The organism is Rhodoferax sp., assembly GCF_030646845.1.
GTDB lineage: Bacteria > Pseudomonadota > Gammaproteobacteria > Burkholderiales > Burkholderiaceae_C > Rhodoferax.
Map to the genome: position 1 here is coordinate 107,415 of NZ_JAUSLE010000051.1, position 21,520 is coordinate 128,934.

Here is a 21,520-nt window from a genome sequence, read left to right on the forward strand (position 1 = left end):
ACTTGTAGGAAAATGCGTGGGCACCCCGCCAGATAGGTGTCAGGATCGGCCCAGCCTCATGGCACGCGCACCTCGGGGGCCCCATCATCGACCGGATCGACGCGAATGATGCGGCCCTGGCTATCGTGGTGCACGGTCACGATGGCGTAAGAGCGCCATTGCTCAAAGAAAAGCGCCGGGCGACTCAGGAATTCGCCCAATTGCGGGTCGCTGGGGGGTGCAGATGGCTTGCGTCGATCCATGCCACGAAATCTGAAGTCGTTGTAGATGGCCCAGCCGATCAAGGTTCCTCCCATGCCAAGGATCACCAGCGCATAGACCGCCAGCAGGTTGAGAAAGCCCTCGTAGCCTTCCAGCCGGATCATGTGAAACTGGAACTGGTACCCAAAGAACAACCACCCGAACAAGGTGACAAGAGGCAGCCAGAGATAAAACCAGGCAACCCAAAAGACCGCGGTCATGACGCCAAACACCGCCTTTTGCTGCCAGGCCTGCAGATCGGGGCGTTCGATGATGAGCGGCGTCTTCATGGCTGCAATCCACGATCCGGGCTTTTCCACGTGGCGCGGCGGCGCCCGCGCAGAATGACCCTGGGAATGGCGACCAGCGTTGTCGCCACATTGAGCATCCAGTAGGCCAGCGGATACCAGATCATCCAGTAGTAGTAGCGGCCCAGCCCTTTCTCATATTTGCGATCAAGAAACATGCTGACAGCAAACTGCAGCAGGCAGGTGGTGCCAATCACCAGACCGTTCCAGCCGGGGAGGAGGGAATTCACCGTCAAGGCGGGCGGCAAGGTGGTGAATTGACCCGCCACCCACAGCAGGATCATGGCTGCCATCGTGTAGGCCCAGATCACGCTGGTGAAGTATTCGATGTACACCGGAAGCATGCGGCGGTGCTGCCACTTGCGGAAAAATCCCAACTGGCCGAACAGCACCTGGCTGCCACCCATGGACCAGCGCAGGCGCTGTCGCCACAAACCCCGCAGCGTCTCGGGCATCAGAATCCAGCACAGGGCGGCGGGCTCGAAGCGCACGTCCCAATGCTGCATTTGCAGACGCCAGCTGATGTCGATGTCTTCGGTCAGTGCGTGCGGGTTCCAGTAGCCGGCACTGTGCAGCGCGGCGCGCCGGAAACAGACCATCACACCCGACACGGTGAACACCTTGCCATAGGTGCGCTGGGCCCGCTTGATCAAGCCGATGATGGAAGAGAACTCGCCCACCTGGATGCGCCCCAGCAGCGTGGAGCGGGTACGAATGCGCGGATTGCCGGTGACCGCGCCCACCCGGGGGCCGGCGGTGTGGTGGCGCATCATCCAGCGCAGGCAGTGCGGATCGACGATGGAGTCACCGTCAACGCACAGGAAGAAGTCGTACCGCGCCATCATGGCTGCCGTGTTGAGCCCGACCGCCTTGCCCTGGTTGCTCGCCAGATGAATCACGCGAATGCGGGCATCCTGCCGTGCCAGCTGATCCATGATCTGCGGGCTGAGGTCGGTACTGCCATCATCAATCAGCAAAATTTCGAATTCAGGGTAGTCGATCGCCAGCAGCGCGGCCACTGTGTCCTGGATGCAATCCGCCTCGTTGTGGCAAGGCACCAGGATGCTGACCGGCGGGTACTCCGCCAGCGGCGGCGGCTGGTCATAAGGTGGGTCGCGCCGTTCGTAATGAAAATAGTAATAAAGACCGCCGCACATCCACAGGTAGGACATGAACAGCGGGTAGTAAAAAGTGAAGTCGAACACCATCCGGATGACGGGGCCCATCAATGCGTTTTCCAATTCAATGCTTTCGTGATGTCCGTCAAATGCCTTGGCTTGCAGCGGTCTGGTTCAAAACCGCCAGTTGAAAGTCAGGTCAGCGTAGTGGCTGGTCTCGTGATTCCCGTCGTAAGGAAACCGGCGAACGCCGACGCCGTAGCGCACCGACCGGTCTGGCCCCAATTTCCATTCGTGCTCATAGTGCAGGCCATGAAAAAGATCCCAGCCGTAGATATCGTCCTTTTTGGCGTCGCCACTTTGCTGGCGGTAGCCGCCCAGCGTGACGGCCAGGCGATGGTTGAAGCTGCGGTTGTAGCGCCGCCACAGGAGCCAGTCGCCGGTCAGCGTCGCCGACAGCGCCAGATCACGTCGCGGGTTGAAGTAAACGGCGTCGCGCCGGCTGTTGGTGCTGGTGTAGGCGGCAGTCTGCAAATCCAGCGTACGTCCATAGCCGCTGTAGAGCCGCTCTGACCAGTTGGCCGCCAGTGCCTCTCGCTGGTTGCCGTCGTTGAATTGGTAGCTGGAAAAATCAACGGCCACCCGACCCGATTCGTTCCGGCGGTAAGCCACACCCAGGGCGCCTTTGCTGCCATGCAGATACCAAGGTGAGCCAGACTCCACGCCGGGCACGCGCGCCTTCAGCGGGAAGTCGTTGGTCTGGCTCTCGTAGCGCGCGCGCATGGACCACTGGTCGTTGATCTGCCAGCCCGCGCCCAATGCCCAAGTGTGATCCTCACCGTTGCGCCAATCGCTGCCCAGTTCGGCTGTGATTTGCAGATCGCGCCGCGTCCACTCCAGCCCCAAGCCGGCACGCTCATGGCTGGCATCGCCCGCGTAAAGATGGGCTTTGTCCCACCACCATTGCGCACTGGCCAAATGGTGGGTGGCCAGCAGACGCAGGCCCTGTTCGCTTTGCCCGCTGTACAGGGTGGAAGCCCACGTCGTGTCGTTGTTGCCGTCGACCGGCCCCTGGCCCAGGCCCCGTGTCACACCGCTGGTAAAGAACACCCTTTTGTTACGCTGCCAGGCGCTCAGCAGGCGTTGCACCGCAGGATGCTCGGGCGCCTCGGCCCGGAGTTCGGCCACCAGTTGCGCGGCTTTCTGGATGGCACCCTGAGCCCAGGTGACTTCGGCCAGGCCCACGCGCGCCTTGAGATGGGCGGGCTCCGCCGCAAGCACCGCGAGGTAGCGCCGGGCAGCCGCACGTGGCAGGCCGCGCTGGGCGAGCAGATCGGCCTGCGCCAGCCAGATGCCCACATCATCAGGAATTTCGGCGCGCAATTGCAGGAGCTTGACATCGGCATCCTTCAGGCGATCCGCCCAGCGCAGCGCTGAGATCTCGAGCAGGCGCGCCTGCGGACTGCCTTGCGTATCCGACAGTCGATGCTGCACGATCTGATTCACGCCGGGGAAGTTTTCAGCCTCCAGTTGCGCATACACCAGGCCGGTTTGAATGCCGGCACTGCCGGGGTCAGTGGCCAGCGCACGCTGGTACAGGGCGCGGGCCTCCTTCGGCTGGCGCAGCGCCAACAGGGCATCGGCGGCGGCGGTCAGGACGTAGGCTGGCAAGGGGCGGCCTTGCGCTTGGAGCGCCTTGAATTCATCCACCGCCTGCGAAAATCTGCCGCGCAGACGCAAGGCCACGATGTGGTCCAGGCGCAGGCGTTCGGCCACCACCGGGTGGCTGGCTGCCACCCGTGCCGTCAATGCTTCATTCTCGGCCAGGGCGGCGTCGATGAGACGATAGCGTGCCGCTGTGAAGTTCTGGTCCAGCACGGTTTGCGCGGCGCGGATATGGCTTGCGTTGCGCTCCTGTGCGGCCGCCTCGTCGTTGGCGTCGGTCGCCTGGATGGTTGGCAGCGCGACCGTTGGCGTTACAGAGGCCGCGGCCTCCTGGGGCAGCTCTGGCGCGCCAGCCGCGCTGGGGGCTTTGACCGCTGCCGCGCCCATGGCCAGCGACAAGCCTCGGGCGGCATCGGCGTTGCGGGGCTGACGCGCCACCAGCAGGCGATACGCCTGTACCGCGCGCGCAGGCTGCTGGGCATTGAGCGCCGATTTGCCGATGGCAGCCACCACGTAATCCGGTACCGCTTTGGTCAGCCGCAGGTCGCGGCTGGCGCGCAGGGCGTCGTCATGACGATCGGCCCAACTGAGCACGGCAATCCAGTCATACAGGTAGGCGCGTCGACCCGGATGGGCCCGCACCAGGCGCTCCAGCGTCGGCAGCGCGGCCTCAAATCGGCCAGCACGGGCATCAATGATGGCTTGCTGGTAATTGACCGACGGCGTGGAGAACGCGCTGGCTGACGACACGGCCAGGCCAAGAGACAAAAATAGCTTGGTAGTGGTGATTCGCATGAAGTCGCCAGTGCCGGATTGTCTGCAGAAGCCGTCCGGTTTGCAGGGCGCCACCAGGCGCCGCCAGCACACGCCTTTCAGGTACAAGCAGGAGCGACGCGGGCACTGCGGCCCTTGCGCGTTGCCCAAAATCCCACAAGAGCGAGCGCCATCAAGCTCCAGCTGGTCGGCTCGGGAACCTGGTTACCCGGGAAGAGACTGCCAGTCTCGATCGTGCGCCAGCTATCCGGCGCTCCCGTCCAGCCCAGGTCAATCACACCCGCTTCCAGGCGGTTGTAGTAGCTGAGGTTGATGCCGTAATAGCCGGGATCGAGGACCAATTCCGACAAGCCAGTTTCAGTCTTCAGCGAATAAGCCTCTCGCCCTGGACCGTCCGCGTGGGTTTCGAGACCCATGGACAAGCGGGTGCCACCCGCACCCAACAAGGAAAAGGCAAAGCCGTCATCCGAAAAAACACCGAAGTCGTAAGCGCCCGCCTCCGCTACATAGACGTAACCCGTGAATACGGCGGCGTAATTGGTCTGGGCGCAGTCTGCCGCAGGGTCGGATGAGCACCCCGCGCTGGCCGCCACAATGGGCGCCAGGGTGCGGGCGTGGTCCTGGTCCCAGCCACTGCGACCGGTCCCATAGAGATCGTTGTAAATGCTGTTGGCGAAGCTGACAGCCGAGACGCTGGTGGTGGTGGCGATCAGATTGGCGTTGGGGCCCGAAGTGAACTGGGCAATGTCACCGGTTGACCAGAACCCCGTGCCCCACCCGAAGTTCTTGATCGGGGCAGTGACGTTAACGCTGTCGGTGTAGACGTGGTTGCTGAAGTGGGCCTGGTCGTCCACCTTGTACCAGTTGCCGTTCAGCCCGGTCCCCACCTGGCTGTTGCCCAGGGCAGCATTGCCAGAAATCAGGGGGGCGAGCGTGGGCGCCGCCTGCACTGCCGCCGCAAACAGCAATCCAGCGCACCCACCCAACAGTGAATGTCCAACTTTGTTTAGTTTTTGTGTACGCATGCTGACCTCGTGTTTCAAGACAAACTTGAATTCTTTTGCGAATTGTCAACGAATTGTTACAAACGTCCTATGCACTAATTCACGGTAAACCGGGTTGTGAAACGCTGAGTTTGATCTTTTCGCACAGTCAATGCGCCGGCGAGGCATCCGGTCGCACAATGGCGCTGACGCCATGGTTTTATAAGATATTGGCCGCTAACCATCGTCCACATTGCTTTAGCAGCTATGAAATAAATAGCAACAATGGTTTTTCCCGAGTGTCTGAATTGAAGGCTGGACGATGACAGCCACGGGATCGCTGCGCATCATTGGGCGGTGAAAAGAATGAGGTCGTCTCAGGGAGCCGACGTCAAATTGGAAGTCAAACCCGATCCACCGAGATCCTTCACAATTTGCTCAGCAATCGTTCGGGCGCGCGCTTCGCTGTTGTTTTTGCCGGCGCCGTCACCGAGCCCAGCGGCGACCCGGGCGAGCGCGCCGTGACACTCCCACGCCAATCGGCCTCGGCCGGTCTGCTCGGCCAGCGTCACCGCCAGCGTCAACTCGTGTTGTGCAGATTCAAAGGCATTGACGGCCAGCCATGCCAAACCGCGCAAGCGATGGGCTTGTCCCACCAGTGCCCGCATGTCGCCGCGAGTTGCCAGCGCCAGCAACTGGTCTGCATGCGTGATGCACCCATCCACGTCGCCATTCGCCAGCGCCAACTCGGCGAGCGCCTCCAGGCAGCGCAGCGTCAACCAGGCTTCACTGTGATCTTGCGCGTACTGGTGAGCCGCCTGCAACGCCGCCCGATCGCACGGAATGTCAAGGCGCAGTTGTGCAATCGCCAAATTGGCCTGCAGCCTGGGCCGCCAGTACGTGATCCCGGCATCAAGCGCGACGTGCAGGCCCCGTTCATAGTGAGGCAACGCCTGCTCGGGCCGATTCAGATCGAGGAACAGGCAGCCCAGCGCGTCATGCGCCATGATCTGGTATCGCACCAGCCGCAGCGTCTCTAGGCGGGGCAGCGCTTCGTTCAGATCAGCCCAGGCAGCACCGAACTTGCCGAGCGCCATCTGCACATGGGCACGTCCGATCAGTGTCGGACCCAGATGCCACTGCAGGTCGGCGGCTCGCGCGATGGCAAGCGCGGCATCGAAGTGCGACAAGGCGCGCTGGTAGTCAGCCAGCCCCATGTGACCGGTGCAAGCCCAGCCGATCATCATCAGGTTCTCCGATTCATAGCTCTTGTCGCCGATGCCGCGCGCCAGGTCGAGTGAACGCGAGAAAGAGGCAATGGCCGCGGCCGGTTCGGCGTTGGCAAAGTACGCCTCCCCCCGGCCATGAAACGCCTGCACGGCGACCAGGTCAGTCAGCGCCAGGCGCTCGCAGATATCCACCGCTTGCTGGTGATAGCTGATCGCCAGGTCGTTGCGACCATTGCTCCAGGCCACCGTTCCCAGGTGATACAAGGTATCTGCCGCATGGCGTTCATCGCCCATGGCCAGCGACACCTTGAGCGCCTCGTCCAGGCAGACAATGGCCTGCTCATACGCGTCGGCGCGTCGATAGGCCATGCCGAGCTGAATCAATACGTCACGCGCCTGTTCGTGCTCGCCAAGCGCGCGCGCTGCATCGATCGCCTGCTGAAAGTCGGCCACCGCCCCCTCGGTCTGGCCTGCCTGCGCCCGCGCCACGCCACGCCGCTCGTACAGGGCGAGTTGCTGCGCCTGCGTCGCCGCTTCGGGATGTGCCTGGAGCAACGCCACGGCGCGATCGAACCAGTGCAGCGATTCGCGCATCGCAAACAGCTTCTGCGAGTGGTCGGCGGCCAGGCCGAGGTAGCGCAGCGCTTTGGGCCAGACATTGGCGCGCTCGTAGTGCTCGGCAAGACGGGCATCGAGTTCATGCGTTTTGCTTGTCGGATGCTGCTCCAGCATCTCGGCCACCGCTCGATGCAGCAGCACGCGCCGGGCAATGCCGATGTCCCGGTAGACCACCTCTCGCACCTTTTCGTGACTGAAGTCATAGAACCCGCCTTCCTGATCCTCGCGCAAGAGCCGGCGCTTCACCAAAGACTCAATAGCGTGCAAAAAGCGCTCCTCGGGTTCCCGGGTCAGCGCGAGCAGCGTTTCAAAGTCAAAGCGACGGCCCAGCACCGCCGCCAGGTCGAGCAGCGGCCGATCTTCATGCGGCACGCGTGCCAGGCGGCGACGCACCGAGTCACGCAGGGCGTCCGGCAGCGGCAGGCTGCCAGCATCCCTGACGGCACAGTCACCCTCGCTCAGCGAGTGCATGATCGACCAGAGGAAGAACGGGTTTCCATCGGTTTCACGGTGCAGGCGGACGGCGAGATCGGGCGCGCTCAATTTCGGGTCGTTCAGCCGTTCGATCAGCATTTCGGTATCGCCTGGTCCGAACCGGGTCAGCGCCATGTGCCGCGTATGCGGTTCGCGGCGCAGGCGCTCGACCAGACTGGCGAGGCGTTCGTTGTCGTCAAGCTCCTCGTCCCGATAAGCACAGGCGAGGAGTAGCGGCCGGCCCGCCATCTGCCGTGCGAGGAAATGCAGAAACTGCAGGCTGGCGTCGTCGGCCCATTGAATGTCGTCGATCATGACAATCAACTGCCGGTCTTGCGCCAGCGCGTCCAGAAGTTGCCCCAGTGCATGAAACAGGCGCGCCTGGCGCGCCTCAGGAAAATCCGCCGAAAGTGGCACCCGTTCAACCAGACGGGCGGCCATGACGGGCACCAGCGCGGCGATCTCGGCGAGGAAAATCGGCGCGATTCTGCGTAGCCGGGTCTCGGACGTGGCCTCGCACGCCTGCGTGGCGAGGTCAATGACAGGTTGATACGCTATCGCGCGTTCAATCTCATAGCAGCTCGTGACCAGCGTCGGCAAAGACCGCTGCCGCGCATAGCGCGCTACTTCATGCATGAGTCGGCTCTTGCCGATGCCGGCCTCGCCTTCGATGAGTACCACCTGTCCGCTGCCCGCCGTCAGCCTGGCGATCAGACCGAGGAACTGCCCGTACTCGTTGGTGCGCCCGACAAAGGGAGACTTTTGCTCGCCTGCAAATGCGAGCCCATCGCTTGCGGCAGCGGCGGTCAGTGCCTCGATGGGCGATTCGTCAAGCGGCAAGCGGTCGGAAGTTCGCAAGGCACGGGCGGCTTGCAGAAACGCCGCCCGCTCCTGCGCGGGAATGGCGAGTTGCTCCGCCAGGCGTTGGGCCAGCCCTCTCGAAGGCCGGCGTTCCTCGGCTTCGATCTTCTTGATGGCAGCCTGCGAACAACTGACTTTTTGCGCCAGTGCGTCTTGCGTCAAATCAAGCGCCTTGCGTCTGCGCCGCAGCCAGTATCCGAAAGAATTGCTTCGTTCGTCCATATCCGGTGCCTCAGTCCTCGTTGCCCGTGTCGACGCATCTTATGCCTGCAATTTGCCGCTGTCCCTCTTTTTGTATCCCTGTTTGTCCATTTCGTGGTGACCCTGCGCCGAGGCCGATGGTGTGCAATGCCTTGGCGTGTTCCGGAATCGCGAATGCGTTGGATCACGGTGAAATCAGCGAAGACCCTCAACCTCAAAAGGAGTTTCCTATGACTACTGCACTGTACGAACGACTGGGCGGCGCAGACGGTATCGCGCGCCTCGTGGACGACATCATTGCCACACACCTGGCCAATCCCCTCGTCAAGACCCGTTTCGAGAACATCAAAGACATGGCGCATATCAAACAGTTGTCGCGTGAATTTTTAACCACTGGCTCGGGCGGTCCCCAAACTTACACCGGCAAGGGCATGCTCGCCGCGCACAAAGGCATGAACGTCAGTGAGCAAGAGTTCTTGGTAGTGATTGATGACATCTTTGTGGCGCTGAACAAGAATGGCATAGACGAGGATTCGAAGAAAGACGTCCTCGCCATTCTGTATTCGCTCAAGGACCAGATCATCCGCGTATAGATCAATACGCCCAGCCCACGCAAACCATCTGAAGTAAAAACCTTATTCAAGGAGCACGATTATGGAAACCTTATCACCGCCACTGGCCACCGACTTGGGGGCGGTCAAGCAGAAGCAGCAGGCAGCCTGGTCGGCAGGCGACTACGCCGTCATCGGAACAACCTTGCAGATCGTCGGCGAGACGCTGTGCGAAGCGCTCGATTTACGTGCAGGCGCGCGTGTGCTGGATGTCGCTGCCGGCAATGGCAACGCCACGCTGGCAGCGGCGCGACGCTGGTGCGATGTTGTCTCGACCGACTACGTGGGCGCATTGCTCGAACGGGGTCAGGCGCGGGCGAGTGCCGAGGGCCTGGCCGTGCAGTTCAAAGAAGCGGATGCCGAGAACCTCCCTTACGCGGACGCATCGTTTGATGTCGTACTGTCCACGTTCGGTGTGATGTTTACACCGAACCAGGACCGGGCAGCGAGTGAACTCGCCCGCGTGTGCAAATCAGGCGGGAAGATCGGGCTGGCGAACTGGACGCCGCCCGGCTTCATCGGTGAGTTGTTCAAGGTGATCGGGCGCTATATCCCCCCACCCGCCGGCGTCAAACCGGCCTCGCTGTGGGGCACCGAAGAACGACTGCGCGAGCTGTTCAATGAGCGCATCGCCACGCTCGAAACAACCCACAAGGACTTCGTGTTTCGCTACCGCACGCCTCAGCACTGGCTCGACACCTTCCGGACCTACTACGGCCCGATGCAAAAGGCTTTCAACGCGGTGGGGACCGCCCAAGAGGAGTCCTTGGCCGCCGATCTGATAGGACTCGTGCAACGGTTCAACCGCGCAAGCGACGGCGCGATGGTCGTGCCGAGCGAGTACCTGGAAGTCGCAATCACGATCCACTAACCGCAAATCGGCGGCGGGAAAAGGAGGCGTCGGGCATGGGCTTCATGGGGAATTTGCGTGTGGATTGCACCGCTCACCCCGCCAGCAGCGCCGCGTTGCCCCCCGCCGCCGCCGTGTTGACCGTGATGGTCTGCTCGGCGCAAAAACGGTACAGGTAGTGCGGGCCACCCGCCTTGGGGCCGGTGCCGCTCAGGCCCTCGCCGCCGAACGGCTGCACGCCGACCACGGCGCCGATCTGGTTGCGGTTGATGTAGACGTTGCCAACATGCGCGGCGCGCGCCAGTGCTTGAGCCCGGGAGTCGATGCGGGTCTGGATGCCGAGAGTCAGGCCGTAGCCCAGCGCATTGATCTGGTCGACAACAGCGGCGGGGTCACCGTTCCAGCGCACGATGTGCAGCACGGGGCCGAAGATTTCCTGCTTCAGGTCAGCGATGGACGCGACTTCAAAGGCATGGGGCGGGATCAGGTTTGCTATTGATTTAATAGCTGTTTGTGCATTATCGACGTGGGTTAGCAATGGTTTTGACTCCATAGTCAAGCATGCCACGTGCTTCTGGATGGCGTCAAACGCTTCCCGGTCAATGACGGGGCCGACGTCGGTGGTCAGATCAGCGGGGTCGCCAGTGACCAGCTCTTTGGCCGCACCCTGAATCATCTCGATCACCTGGTCGGCTATTGTGGAATGCACGCACAGCAAACGCAGCGCCGAGCAGCGCTGGCCGGCGCTTCTGAATGCCGACTGCATGACGGCATCCACCACCTGCTCGGGCAAGGCGCTGCTGTCCACCAGCATGGCGTTGATGCCGCCGGTCTCGGCAATCAGGGGAACGATGGGGCCGTCTTTGGCGGCCAGCGTGCGGTTGATGATTTTGGCGACCTGGGTGGAGCCGGTGAACACCACGCCGGCCACGCCGGGGGCCGCCACCAGTGCGGCGCCTACGGTTTCGCCGGGGCCGTGAAGCAGTTGCAACGCGCCCTCGGGTACACCAGCCGCGTGCAGCAGTTTCACCGCTTCCAGCGCGACGCCAGGGGTTTGCTCCGCCGGTTTGGCCAGCACCGTGTTGCCGGTGGCCAGGGCGGCGGCCACCTGGCCCACAAAAATGGCGAGCGGGAAGTTCCACGGGCTGATGCAGACCCAGGGGCCGCGGGCGACCAGGCGCAACTCGTTGCTCTCGCCCGTGACACCCAGCGTCGCGGCACCGCTGTGGCCTGGCATGACCATCGGCACCATGATGCGCTCGGCCTCCCCCGCGTAATAACGCATGAAGTCGACCGCCTCGCGCACCTCGCTGACGGCATCGCCCCAGGTCTTGAAGGCCTCCTTGACCAGCAGGGCGCAGAACCTGGGCAGCTGGTCTTCAAGTTCATCAGCGGCACGGCGCAGGATCTCGGCACGCTCCGTCACCGCCGTTTTGCTCCATTTTTGATAGCTGCATACGCTTATGGCCAGAGGACCAGCAGCCAATTTGGCATCAAACACCGGCACGGCCGGCACTTGCACCGCTTGATAAGCCGCCAGCAAGGGAGCACGCATGATTTGTACCGTCAGGTCCAGCCCGGCGCTGTTTTTGCGCGCCGCCCCAAAGATATCGGCGGGCATCGGCAGCGAGGACTCCGGCGCCAGGCGCAGAGGCGAAATCAGCAGCTCCTGCATACCGACTGACTCGTCGGCCAGCTGGTGCACGAAAGACGAATTGGCGCCGTTTTCCAGCAGCCGGCGCACCAGGTAAGCCAGCAGGTCTTTGTGCGCACCAACCGGGGCATAGACGCGGCAGGCGATCAGCGGGTTCTTCAGCACCTCGCGGTACACGCCTTCGCCCATGCCATGCAGGCTCTGCAATTCAAATTGGGGCCCGCGATGGAGCACCGCCGGGCCGCCCCAAGGTGCGAGAGCCCCCTCGGGGGGCAGCGCAGCACGCGAAGCGGCAGGCGTGGGGGCCACACTTGCCATTTGCAGAATGGCGGCGATGGTGGCGGCGTTGTGGGTGGCGAACTGGGGGTAAACGGCATCGGGCGCATCCAGCAAAGCCCGGGCGCAGGCCAGGTAGGACACATCGGTGTGGTGCTTGTGGGTGAATACCGGGTAAGCGGGCAAGCCCAGCTCCTGCGCGCGCTTGATCTCGGCGTCCCAATACGCGCCCTTGACCAGGCGGCACATCAGGCGAATCTTGTACTGGCGCGCCATGGCGGTGATGTGTTCAATCAGTTCCAGCGCCCGAGTCTGGTAGGCCTGCATGGCCAGGCCAAAGCCGCGCCACTGCGTACAGTGCTGCGCCACCTGGGACGCCAGCGCCTCAAACACGTCCAGCGACAACTCCAGCCGGTCCACTTCTTCGGCGTCGATCGTCAGATTGATGTTGGCGCGCGCCGCCTGTTCGCACAGGCCCCACACGCGCGGCACCAGTTCGGCCATGACCCGCGCTTTCTGGCCGTCCTCAAAACGCGGGTGCAGCGCGCTGAGCTTGATGGAGATGCCATCGTTTACCTCGCAAGCCCCCGTGGAGCAAGCGTCATCAGCTATTGATTGAATAGCATTCTGATAGCTTGCGAGGTACTTCGAGGCATCGGCACCGGTGCGCGCGCCTTCACCCAGCATGTCATAGCTGACCCGCAGATTCCTGATTTTGCGTTTGGCGGATGAAGCTTCGTCCATGGCCTCGTCAATGGTCTGGCCCAGCACAAACTGGCGGCCCAGCAATTGCACCGCGCGCAGCGTCGCCGCCACCACCGAGCGCGCGCCCAGCTTGGCCAGGATGCCGGTCGGTGCGTCGCTGTCGGGCAAAAATTTCTTGCTGAGGGCAATGGCCGCACTGGAAAGGCGCGCCAGCGCCTTGTCGCCCGCGCTGTCAAAGTCCGCCCGGCCCAGCTGGTCCGCGGTGAGCGCGATGGCGGTCTCGGCATCGGGCACGCGCAAGAGCGCCTCGGCCAGGCGCATCAAGGCCAGACCTTCGGCACTGGAAATGGGATATTCCTTGAGCAGGCTCTCCATGGCCCAAAACGGCGGCGGGTTCTGGCGCACGGCCTGTACCCAGGGGGTGGCTGCTCTGGCAGTGGCAGCCCAGTCCAGCGCCTGCGCCAACGCAGCCAGGCGATGGGAGACGATGTCGGCTTCGGGGCGATAGGGGAATGGCAGGCGCATGATCAAATCTCCGTGTGGTTAGTCGATCGTGCTATCTTTCACGAAATGACCATGAATGTTCATCCAAAATGAGTGTGATTCATAGTTAAATACTCTGCAGCATGACCCCCGACCTCGACCGCATCGACCTGAAGATCCTCGCCTGCCTGCAGGAGGATGGCCGCATCTCCAACCTCAAACTGGCGGAAAACGTCACCCTGTCGCCCACCGCCGTGCTCGCGCGGGTGCAACGGCTGACCCGCGAGGGCTACATCCTGGGTTACGAGGCACGGCTGAACCCGCTCAAACTCGGTGCCGGCATGATGGTGTTTGTGGAGGTGCTGCTGGACCGCACCAGCCCCAACGTCTTTGAAGCCTTCAAGGCCGCCGTGCAGGTGCGCCCCGAGATCATGGAGTGCCATATGGTGGCCGGCGGCTTCGACTATCTGCTCAAGACCCGCATGGCGGACATGACGGCTTACCGCGAATTTGCCGGCACCGTGCTATGGCAACTGCCCGGCGTACGCGAGACGCGGACCTATGCCGTCATGGAAGAAGTCAAGAACTCGACGCACCTGTCATTGCGCTGATGCCCGCACGCCGACACCCATGCGGTGTTCCCAAAGCCTTTTTCTTTGGCGACAATCAACACTCACTTTTATGGGGATTCTTATGAACAAGTTGCACCATGTCCTGATCACGGCCGCCCTGGCGAGCGGCGCTTTTGGCGCCACGGCACAGACCATGAAGCCCGGACTGTGGGAAATCGACAACAAGATGACCAGCAGCTCCGGCGAGATGGAAAAAGCCATGGCCGAGGCCCAGAAGCAGCTCGCCAGCATGCCGCCGGATCAACGCAAGATGATGGAAGACATGATGGCCAAACAGGGTGTTGGCATGGGCAAGGGTGCCGGCAGCACGGCTGTGAAGGTCTGCATGACCAAAGAAATGGTGGAGCGCAACGAGGTCGCCACGCAGCAGGGCGACTGCAAGCACACCACCTCGCCACGCACCGGCAACACGATGAAGTTCTCGTTTGTCTGCACCAAGCCGCCCTCCAATGGCGAGGGCCAGGTCACCTTTGTGAGCCCGGAGGCTTACGCCATGAAGATGACACTCAACACGACCGCCAATGGCAAACCCGAGAAGATGAACATGGATGCCACCGGCAAGTTCCTGTCAGCCGAATGCGGCGCCATCAAGCCGATGGCCATGCCCAAGAAATAAGGCTGACGGGACTGCCCAGGGTTCTGTTGGAGTTGGCGTCAACAACAATCCAGACCCTGCTTGATTTTTGTGTCAGTTCGAGCAACGGCGTCTTGCGTGATGTCAGACTGTGCGCCCACGCAACGGGGTCAAAGCTGCGAGCGGAATAAGGAGGCCAGGCGCTCACCGATTTTTTCTCGCAATGGCCGCTCCCGCCACTCGGTATAGGTGATCTGGCGCGAACGGTTGAGATCGGCTTCAAAAATCGCCGTCTGCGCATTGGCAAAGTCGGCGTCAATGATGTTGAGCGTCGCCTCATCGTTGAGCCGGAACGAGCGGTTGTCAAAGTTGGTCGAGCCGACCGAGACCAGCAGCCCGTCCACAATCATCACTTTGCAGTGAAACATCGTCGGCTGATATTCGGCGATGACGGCGCCATTGGCAAGCAAGGGCCCCCACCGGGCGCGCGAGGCGTGGCGCACGGTCTCGCTGTCCATGTGTTCGCCCGGCACGACGATGCGCAGCTTGACACCCCGCTTTATGGCCTCTAACAGGGCATGGAGTGTCAGGTCATCGGGAACAAAGTACGCCGCCGATAGATCGATCGACCGGGAGGCTGAGGTGATGGCGAGCAGATACATCAGCTGCATGCTCTCACTGCCTCCGGATGGGGAACTGCTGAACATCTGCGCGAGGCTGCTGCCGACTGGCTCGAGCGCAGGGAAGTAGTCAGGTCCATGCAGTACGTCGCCGGTCACCTTGATCCAGTTGTCGAGGAACACGGCTTGCATCTGCGCAACGACCGGGCCCTCGACCTGGAAGTGGGTATCGCGCCAATGGTCAGGATCTTGCGCCTGGCCAGTCCATTCCGACGCAATGCCAACGCCGCCGGTAAAGGCCACACGACCATCGACGACAAGGAGTTTTCGATGGGTGCGATTGTTGAGCCGTCCAAGGTGCGACCAGTGCGGTGGATGAAACTTCTCTATCCGCACACCTGCTGCGACCATGCGGTCGATCAATTGCGCGTCCATCTTCGCGCTGCCCACCCAATCGAGCAATACGTGCACCTTGACGCCGTGACGCGCGCGCTCGCTCAAGGCGTCGGCAAACTCTCGCCCGATGTCGCCCGACCAATAGATATAGGTCTCGAATGTTATCGATGTCCCGGCGTTGCGAATCGCGGCGAGCATCGCCGGGAAAATCTCATCGCCATTTCGCAGAACCATGGGGCGATTGCCGCCGACAAACTGCGGTCCGAGCAGCACGCCAAGTTCATGCCTGAAACGTGGGTCTTCCAGTGAATAGAGTCGCTCGATACGCCGCTCAATCTTCTTCTCCCCGCTCATAAAGTTGACGGCAATGAGGGCGACGACCAGCGTCAGGATTACAGCCCCCGTCACAAGGAGGGCTGTTCGACCGGGGAAATTGAATGCCGACATTATTGGTCTCATGCTTGCGATTTAATTGAGAGGCGTGCTTATTTGCTTTATAGGCAAGCCCATAGACCGACAGAACTTGAATCCGCCGTCTTCCGGGAAATCGTCTTGCCTGTGGGAGTGCCTACGCCTCACAGGCATTGCGTCGCGTCCGACTTAGAGCATGCGCGGCGTGGGACCGGTCTGTCCATCGGCGGCTGCCGTGACAGCGTGTCGGAGTCATCCTACCCGCCACCCTATTCTTGCGGGGCGGCATTCGTTGATTCCGGCAACGCCACCTGAATGGACGTCCCTTTGCCGAGTGTTGACTCGATTGCCAATGAGCCGCCTTCCGCCTCGACCCGGAAACGCATACCCGTCAGCCCATGTGCAGAACTGGGCTGCGTCTCAGTATCGAATCCGATGCCATCGTCCCGAACGGACAGGTACACATAGCCGTCCCGTGCGCCCAGCGTGATCCAGACGTTGTGTGCATGGGCATACTTGGCGACATTGGTAATGGTTTCCTGGACCACCCGGTAAATCACCAGTTCTGCGGTCGACTCCAGTTTGACCGGTGCCAGCTCGCAGTGCACTTCAACGCCTGACTGCTCGGCGAACTCGCGCGCCAGAATATCAAGAGTCGCCACCAGTCCCAAGTGGCTTAGCGACGACGGTTGCAGCCCTTCGATGATGCTGCGCTTCAGCGCAACACAACGGTTAAGCGTTTCAACCAAATGGGTCAGCAAGGCAAGCGCGGCGGGTTCAGCTCCGATCAGCCGCGGCTTGATGCGCGCCACATCCAGTTTGGCTGAGGTGAGCAAGGCACCCAACTCGTCGTGCAAGTCGCGTGCAAGGCGTTTTCGCTCGTCTTCGCGGGCCGTTTGAAGATGGCGTGTCAATTCGGTCAAGGTCGCGGTGCGCCGGCTCACCTCAATCTCAAGTCGATCGCGTTCGGACTGCACTAGACGCTGCTGCTCCAATTGCTGTTGCAAGAGCGCCGAGCTCTGCCGCAAATACTTAAGAATGGCCAGCATGCCGAGGGCACAGAGAGAGGCAAGACCGATTCGGCTAATCAGCAGTGTGTTGTAGACGTTTTTCCGGCCTTCGGCGACTCGGGCCGATTCGTGCTGCAGCAGCTCATCGCTGACAGCCAGCGTGTCAATCATCTGCTCCCTGCCAATACCGCTCAACAACATCTCTGTAGCTGCGCCCGCCTTACCCTCGTCATAAAGGCGGGTCGTCAACGCAAGTTCAGAAAACTTGGATCCGGTCAACTTATGCAATTCTCCAAGTAGCTTCTTTGCCTCTGGGGCATCCACGAAGTGTTGATCCAGACGCTGGAGCACCTCTTTGGTCGCGCTGACCGACTTTTCATACTGCTCCAGGTACTCCTTGCGGCCGGTCAACAAATAGCCGCGCTGGCCAGTCTCTGCATCAAGGAGGCCGCGCTCCAAATGCTGAATTCTCACGCGGGCCTGCCCCAATGTTCCCAGTTCGTCGAGGCTCTGGACCGCTTTGCGATATGAGTATTCACTGACGAATACGATGGCCAACGCCGCGACGCAGGCCAGCCAAAAAGCAAGGCGGCTATTTTTGAAAATCGCAAATTTGTCCATGGTCAGCTTTCATTGGAATTGAAGTGCATCTTTGTAAACGATTCACCAACGCATGTTGATGGATATTAAGTTTGAGCATCCGCAAGGCACGAACCGAGTCCGATGGAAGTCCCGACACTGGACGTTCGCAGAGAGGGCGCGAGAAGCGACTCAAATGCCGCACTGTCAAAAGACATAGAGCAAACAAGGCCTTGTCCTACGGCCGATCTAACGCACGTCCGACCGCCTTATTTTGAATGGGGACCAATAATTTATTTACGCAACTGCAGGACGAAATTATTAAATTCACCTAGGCCCGAAACGGAAGATTGAGCGCCTTTTCATCGTGCCGCAAGGATATGGGTGCGACGGCCTCCAGCGGAAGACACTTCGATCCATAGGGCAGTTCGTTTTTGTATTAGCCATCACCAACCCAACCACCCCCTTAAGGAAAATCCACTATGTCTACAACTGCAAAAAAAAGTACGAAAAAACAAACAGGAGCGCCTGAAACTCAGGACGCAATTGCGTTGCTGCGCGCTGATCACAAGATTGTGAGTGACTTGTTTGCCCAGTACGAAAAAGCGCGTTCCCCCAAAAAAAAGATGGATCTGGTAGCGACCATTTGTTCCGAACTGACGGTTCATGCCCAGGTCGAAGAGGAGATTTTTTATCCGGCGGTCAAAAAGGCATTAAAAGACAAGGAGCTGATACCCGAGGCTACCGTGGAGCATGCCTCCTTGAAAGAACTCATTTCACAAGTTGAGGGTGTGCAGCCCGATGGCGAGATGTTCGACGCCAAGATCAAGGTGCTTTCCGAGTATGTCGAGCATCACGTCAAGGAAGAAGAGGAGGAGATGTTCCCGAAGGCGAAGGCCACCCGACTAGATATGGCCGAGATGGGTGTCCGGATGTCCGCACGCAAACATGAGCTGGTCGCACCGCGTGCGTGAGTTTTAACTTGACCAGCCCCTAGCAAGAGATTTCCGGTTCACTGTTCTGCCTACATCGCAATCATTCACAGGAGTTCCTATGCCTTCCAGCAAGAAAACAAGTACGTCAAAGGCGGCCTCGCCTAAACCCCGCGCAACGCGCGCCGTCTTGAACAAAGCATTGCAGACGAACGACATCGTTGCGCAGCAGGCCCGCACCGTCAATGCGCTGGTGGCCGCGGTGCCGTTCAATGCCACCAAAGAGTTTGAGTACGGCCACGGCAATGCGGTTTCTCCCACCCGAGGTGTCACCGCAGAGGCTGCTAACGCGGCGTTGACAGCCAGTACACAGTCGGAGGACCTCGGCACTGCCAAGACCGGCGGGCCGGCGCTTGCGGGCGTGAATGCGACGATTGGGCCGTTGGACAGCTACCGGGTGGATGGGGGCAACCAGGTGTTGACGACAAACCAGGGCGTGCCCATCAGCGACAACCAGAACTCCCTGAAGGCAGGACTGCGGGGGCCGGCCTTGCTGGAGGATTTTGTACTACGCGAAAAGATCACGCATTTCGATCACGAGCGCATACCCGAACGGGTCGTGCATGCGCGCGGATCAGCCGCACATGGATTCTTCGAAGCATATGACGCATTGTCGAAATACACGCGCGCAGCGCCCTTCGCCAAAGCGGGGAAGATAACCCCGGTCTTTACACGTTTTTCCACGGTCGCCGGGGAGCGAGGCTCCAAGGACACGGCGCGCGACGTGCGGGGCTTCGCCGTGAAGTTTTATACCGATGAAGGCAACTGGGACCTGGTGGGCAACAACATGCCGGTGTTCTTCATTCAAGATGCCATGAAATTCCCTGACCTCGTTCATGCCGTGAAGCCGGAACCGCATCATGGGATGCCTCAGGCGGCCTCTGCGCACGACACTTTCTGGGATTTCGTGTCCTTGATGCCAGAGTCCACGCATACCCTGATGTGGCTGATGTCTGATCGAGCTATTCCGCGCAGCTACAGAATGATGCAAGGATTTGGGGTTCACACGTTTCGGCTCGTCAACGACCAGAATCAGTCGGTCTTCTGCAAATTTCACTGGAAGCCGCTCTTTGGCACGCACTCTTTGGTTTGGGATGAAGCGGTAAAAATATCGGGTGCCGACCCCGATTTTCATCGGCGCGATTTGTGGGAAGCGATTGAATCAGGCGACTTCCCGGAATGGGAACTCGGACTGCAAATATTCACTGAGGCGCAAAGCGAGGGCTTTAGCTTTGATGTTCTCGATGCCACCAAACTCGTTCCCGAAGAACTGGTGCCGGTCGTTCCCGTGGGGCGGATGGTACTGAACCGCAATCCTGACAATTTTTTTGCTGAAACCGAGCAGGTCGCGTTTTGCGCTGCGCACGTCATCCCGGGAATCGACTTCAGCAACGACCCGCTTCTTGCCGGGCGCATCCACTCGTACGCGGATACGCAGATTACCCGGCTGGGTGGTCCAAATTTCCACGAAATACCCATCAACGCCTCGATCGCGTCAGTACAAAACAATCAGCGAGACGGCATGCACCGTCAGGCCTTGCACCGGGGGCGGGTTGCCTATGAGCCGAATTCGCTCGGTGGGGGTTGCCCCTTCCAGGCCGGGGCGCCCGGATTCGTGTCCTTTCCGGCTCCTGTCAATGAAGACAAGGTGCGCGGAAAGCCTGAGAAATTCGCCGAGCACTACGCGCAGGCCACTTTGTTTTTCGACAGTCAGACTGAGGTGGAAAAATCCCATGTCATTGCCGCCTTTCGATTTGAACTCAGCAAGGTGACGGTTCCGGCCATTCGGGAGCGCATGCTGGCGTCGCTGGCGAACGTATCTCCTGCCCTCGTGGCAGGCGTCGCGGCGGGCTTGGGTATGCCCGTACCGGGCGCCCTTCCCAAGGCCATCGCAGTTCCGCCCTCGCCGGAGGTGCAGGTTTCGGGCGCCTTGTCGTTAATGGCACTGCCGGGCGAATGCGGCATTCGCACACGTCAAATCGCCGTCCTGGTCGCCGATGGTGTTCATAAGGCCTCCATCGCAGCCATACAGACGGCGTTGACGGCTGAGGGCGCGGTGACGCATTTTGTCGGTCCCCGTGTAGGTCCCTTCACCGCAGACGACGGCACCGAGATTGAAGCCAACAGGTCTCTGGAGAATTCGCCCTCGGTACTGTTCGATGCGTTGGTGCTACCCGATGGAGACGGCGCGGTCACGGCACTAGCCCGCGACGGCCACACAACGGAGTTTGTGATAGACCAATACCGGCACTGCAAGACCATCCTTGTCCTGGGTGCATCCCAAGCGTTGCTCGATGCGGCGGGAATCGTGCTTTCGCCGGGAGAGGACCCCGGCCTTCTTTTCTCGGAGTGTGCCGACGCGGCGCAAGCGATGCCTGCTTTTATCGCAGCTGTCGCAGCCCATCGCCATCCTTCCCGTGACAGCGATCCGCCAAAAGTCTAGTCCGGCGCTGAGGGGTTCTGTTGCAATAAGCGTAAACGCTGATCCAGCGCTGCGGAGCAAACCCGTCCGCAGCAGAACCCTGTCAGGCCGACTTGGGACGCCCGCCGAAGATGCCGCTGCCCACACGCACCAGAGTGCTGCCCGCCCGGATGGCTTCCTCCAGGTCGGCACTCATGCCCATCGACAAAGTATCGAGTGCCAGGCCTTTCGCATTTAGGTCATCAAATATGGTCTTAGCCCTCATAAAAAGGGCATATGTAGCTATTGAATCAGTAGCGAGATCAGGCATGCTCATGACCCCGCGCAGACGCAAACCCGGCAGAACCGCCACTTGCTGCGCCAGCGCCAGCGCCTCCTGGGGCAGCACGCCCGACTTGGTGGGGCCGCCGTCCACGTTCACCTGAATGCACACCTGCAGCGCCGGCAAACCCGGGGGACGCTGTTCGCTCAGGCGCTGCGCCACCTTGAGTCGGTCCACCGTGTGCACCCAGTCGAAATGCTCGGCCACCAGCCGTGTCTTGTTGCTCTGGATGGGGCCAATGCAGTGCCACTGGAGCGGCAAATGACGCAGCTGGGTGATCTTCTGCACCGCCTCCTGAATGTAGTTTTCGCCAAACGCGGTTTGTCCGGCGGTCCAGGCCTCCTCTACCGCCTCGGGGCCGAAAGTCTTGGAAACGGCCAGCAAGGTGACCTGATGGACGTCTCGGCCGGCGGCCCGACACGCGGCGGCCATACGGGCACGAACGGTTTCGAGATTGTGCGCAATGATGGTCATAATTGGTCCAAGCGTAACAAACAAACGATCGAGGACTG

At 60.9% G+C, this 21,520-nt stretch carries 15 protein-coding genes; 6 read left to right on the plus strand and 9 right to left on the minus strand.

Annotation, left to right across the window (positions count from 1 at the left end):
- Positions 1-56: 56 nt before the first annotated feature.
- From pgaD to Q7T10_RS12475, 5 genes are all read right to left on the minus strand, one after another.
- Positions 57-530 carry a poly-beta-1,6-N-acetyl-D-glucosamine biosynthesis protein PgaD gene (gene pgaD / locus Q7T10_RS12455; protein ID WP_304748626.1) on the minus strand — a complete coding sequence of 158 codons (474 nt, stop codon included), beginning with the start codon at positions 528-530 and terminating at the stop codon, positions 57-59.
- The gene (pgaC, locus tag Q7T10_RS12460; protein ID WP_304748628.1) at positions 527-1,774 is read right to left on the minus strand and encodes a poly-beta-1,6-N-acetyl-D-glucosamine synthase; all 1,248 of its coding nucleotides are present in this window, start codon (positions 1,772-1,774) and stop codon (positions 527-529) included. The genes pgaD and pgaC overlap by 4 nt, the downstream gene beginning before the upstream one ends.
- Before the next feature lie 66 nt (positions 1,775-1,840).
- Positions 1,841-4,126, minus strand: a complete 2,286-nt coding sequence (pgaA, locus tag Q7T10_RS12465) for a poly-beta-1,6 N-acetyl-D-glucosamine export porin PgaA (RefSeq protein WP_304748631.1) — start codon at positions 4,124-4,126, stop codon at positions 1,841-1,843.
- A gap of 77 nt (positions 4,127-4,203) precedes the next feature.
- Positions 4,204-5,130, minus strand: coding sequence for a PEP-CTERM sorting domain-containing protein (locus Q7T10_RS12470; protein WP_304748634.1), 927 nt, complete (start codon positions 5,128-5,130; stop codon positions 4,204-4,206).
- Positions 5,131-5,465: 335 nt separating this feature from the next.
- Entirely contained in the window at positions 5,466-8,492 is a 3,027-nt protein-coding gene (locus tag Q7T10_RS12475) for an AAA family ATPase (protein ID WP_304748637.1), read from the minus strand.
- 209 nt (positions 8,493-8,701) lie between these two features.
- Here Q7T10_RS12475 and Q7T10_RS12480 point away from each other — a divergent pair, with 209 nt between their 5' ends.
- Both Q7T10_RS12480 and Q7T10_RS12485 read left to right on the plus strand, forming a co-directional pair.
- Positions 8,702-9,064: a group 1 truncated hemoglobin gene (locus Q7T10_RS12480; RefSeq protein WP_304748638.1), complete on the plus strand. Its 363-nt coding sequence runs from the start codon at positions 8,702-8,704 to the stop codon at positions 9,062-9,064.
- Positions 9,065-9,125: 61 nt separating this feature from the next.
- A complete protein-coding gene (locus tag Q7T10_RS12485) occupies positions 9,126-9,953 on the plus strand; it encodes a class I SAM-dependent methyltransferase (RefSeq protein WP_304748640.1) in 828 nt (275 codons plus the stop codon).
- 73 nt (positions 9,954-10,026) lie between these two features.
- Here the strand turns inward: Q7T10_RS12485 and Q7T10_RS12490 are convergent, their stop codons facing one another.
- Complete coding sequence (locus Q7T10_RS12490; protein ID WP_304748642.1) at positions 10,027-13,092, minus strand: L-glutamate gamma-semialdehyde dehydrogenase; 3,066 nt, start codon at positions 13,090-13,092, stop codon at positions 10,027-10,029.
- Between the two features lie 101 nt (positions 13,093-13,193).
- On the opposite strand from Q7T10_RS12490, the gene Q7T10_RS12495 reads away from it, so the two are divergent.
- On the plus strand, positions 13,194-13,661 hold the full coding sequence (locus Q7T10_RS12495; protein WP_304748645.1) for an Lrp/AsnC ligand binding domain-containing protein: 468 nt from the start codon (positions 13,194-13,196) through the stop codon (positions 13,659-13,661).
- A gap of 82 nt (positions 13,662-13,743) precedes the next feature.
- Positions 13,744-14,298 (plus strand): DUF3617 domain-containing protein, encoded by a 555-nt coding sequence (locus Q7T10_RS12500; RefSeq protein ID WP_304748647.1) that lies wholly within the window; start codon positions 13,744-13,746, stop codon positions 14,296-14,298.
- A 128-nt stretch (positions 14,299-14,426) separates the two neighbouring features.
- On the opposite strand, the gene Q7T10_RS12505 is transcribed toward Q7T10_RS12500, so the two are convergent.
- Together Q7T10_RS12505 and Q7T10_RS12510 are read right to left on the minus strand one after the other, a co-directional pair.
- A complete protein-coding gene (locus tag Q7T10_RS12505) occupies positions 14,427-15,719 on the minus strand; it encodes a phosphatidylserine/phosphatidylglycerophosphate/cardiolipin synthase family protein (protein ID WP_304748649.1) in 1,293 nt (430 codons plus the stop codon).
- A 233-nt stretch (positions 15,720-15,952) separates the two neighbouring features.
- Entirely contained in the window at positions 15,953-17,314 is a 1,362-nt protein-coding gene (locus Q7T10_RS12510; RefSeq protein WP_304748650.1) for a CHASE3 domain-containing protein, read from the minus strand.
- Between the two features lie 440 nt (positions 17,315-17,754).
- Here Q7T10_RS12510 and Q7T10_RS12515 point away from each other — a divergent pair, with 440 nt between their 5' ends.
- Together Q7T10_RS12515 and Q7T10_RS12520 are read left to right on the plus strand one after the other, a co-directional pair.
- On the plus strand, positions 17,755-18,246 hold the full coding sequence (locus tag Q7T10_RS12515; RefSeq protein WP_304748652.1) for a hemerythrin domain-containing protein: 492 nt from the start codon (positions 17,755-17,757) through the stop codon (positions 18,244-18,246).
- Between the two features lie 79 nt (positions 18,247-18,325).
- The gene (locus Q7T10_RS12520) at positions 18,326-20,707 is read left to right on the plus strand and encodes a catalase (RefSeq protein ID WP_304748654.1); all 2,382 of its coding nucleotides are present in this window, start codon (positions 18,326-18,328) and stop codon (positions 20,705-20,707) included.
- 82 nt (positions 20,708-20,789) lie between these two features.
- On the opposite strand, the gene Q7T10_RS12525 is transcribed toward Q7T10_RS12520, so the two are convergent.
- Positions 20,790-21,482, minus strand: coding sequence for a YggS family pyridoxal phosphate-dependent enzyme (locus tag Q7T10_RS12525; protein ID WP_304748657.1), 693 nt, complete (start codon positions 21,480-21,482; stop codon positions 20,790-20,792).
- Positions 21,483-21,520 lie beyond the last annotated feature (38 nt).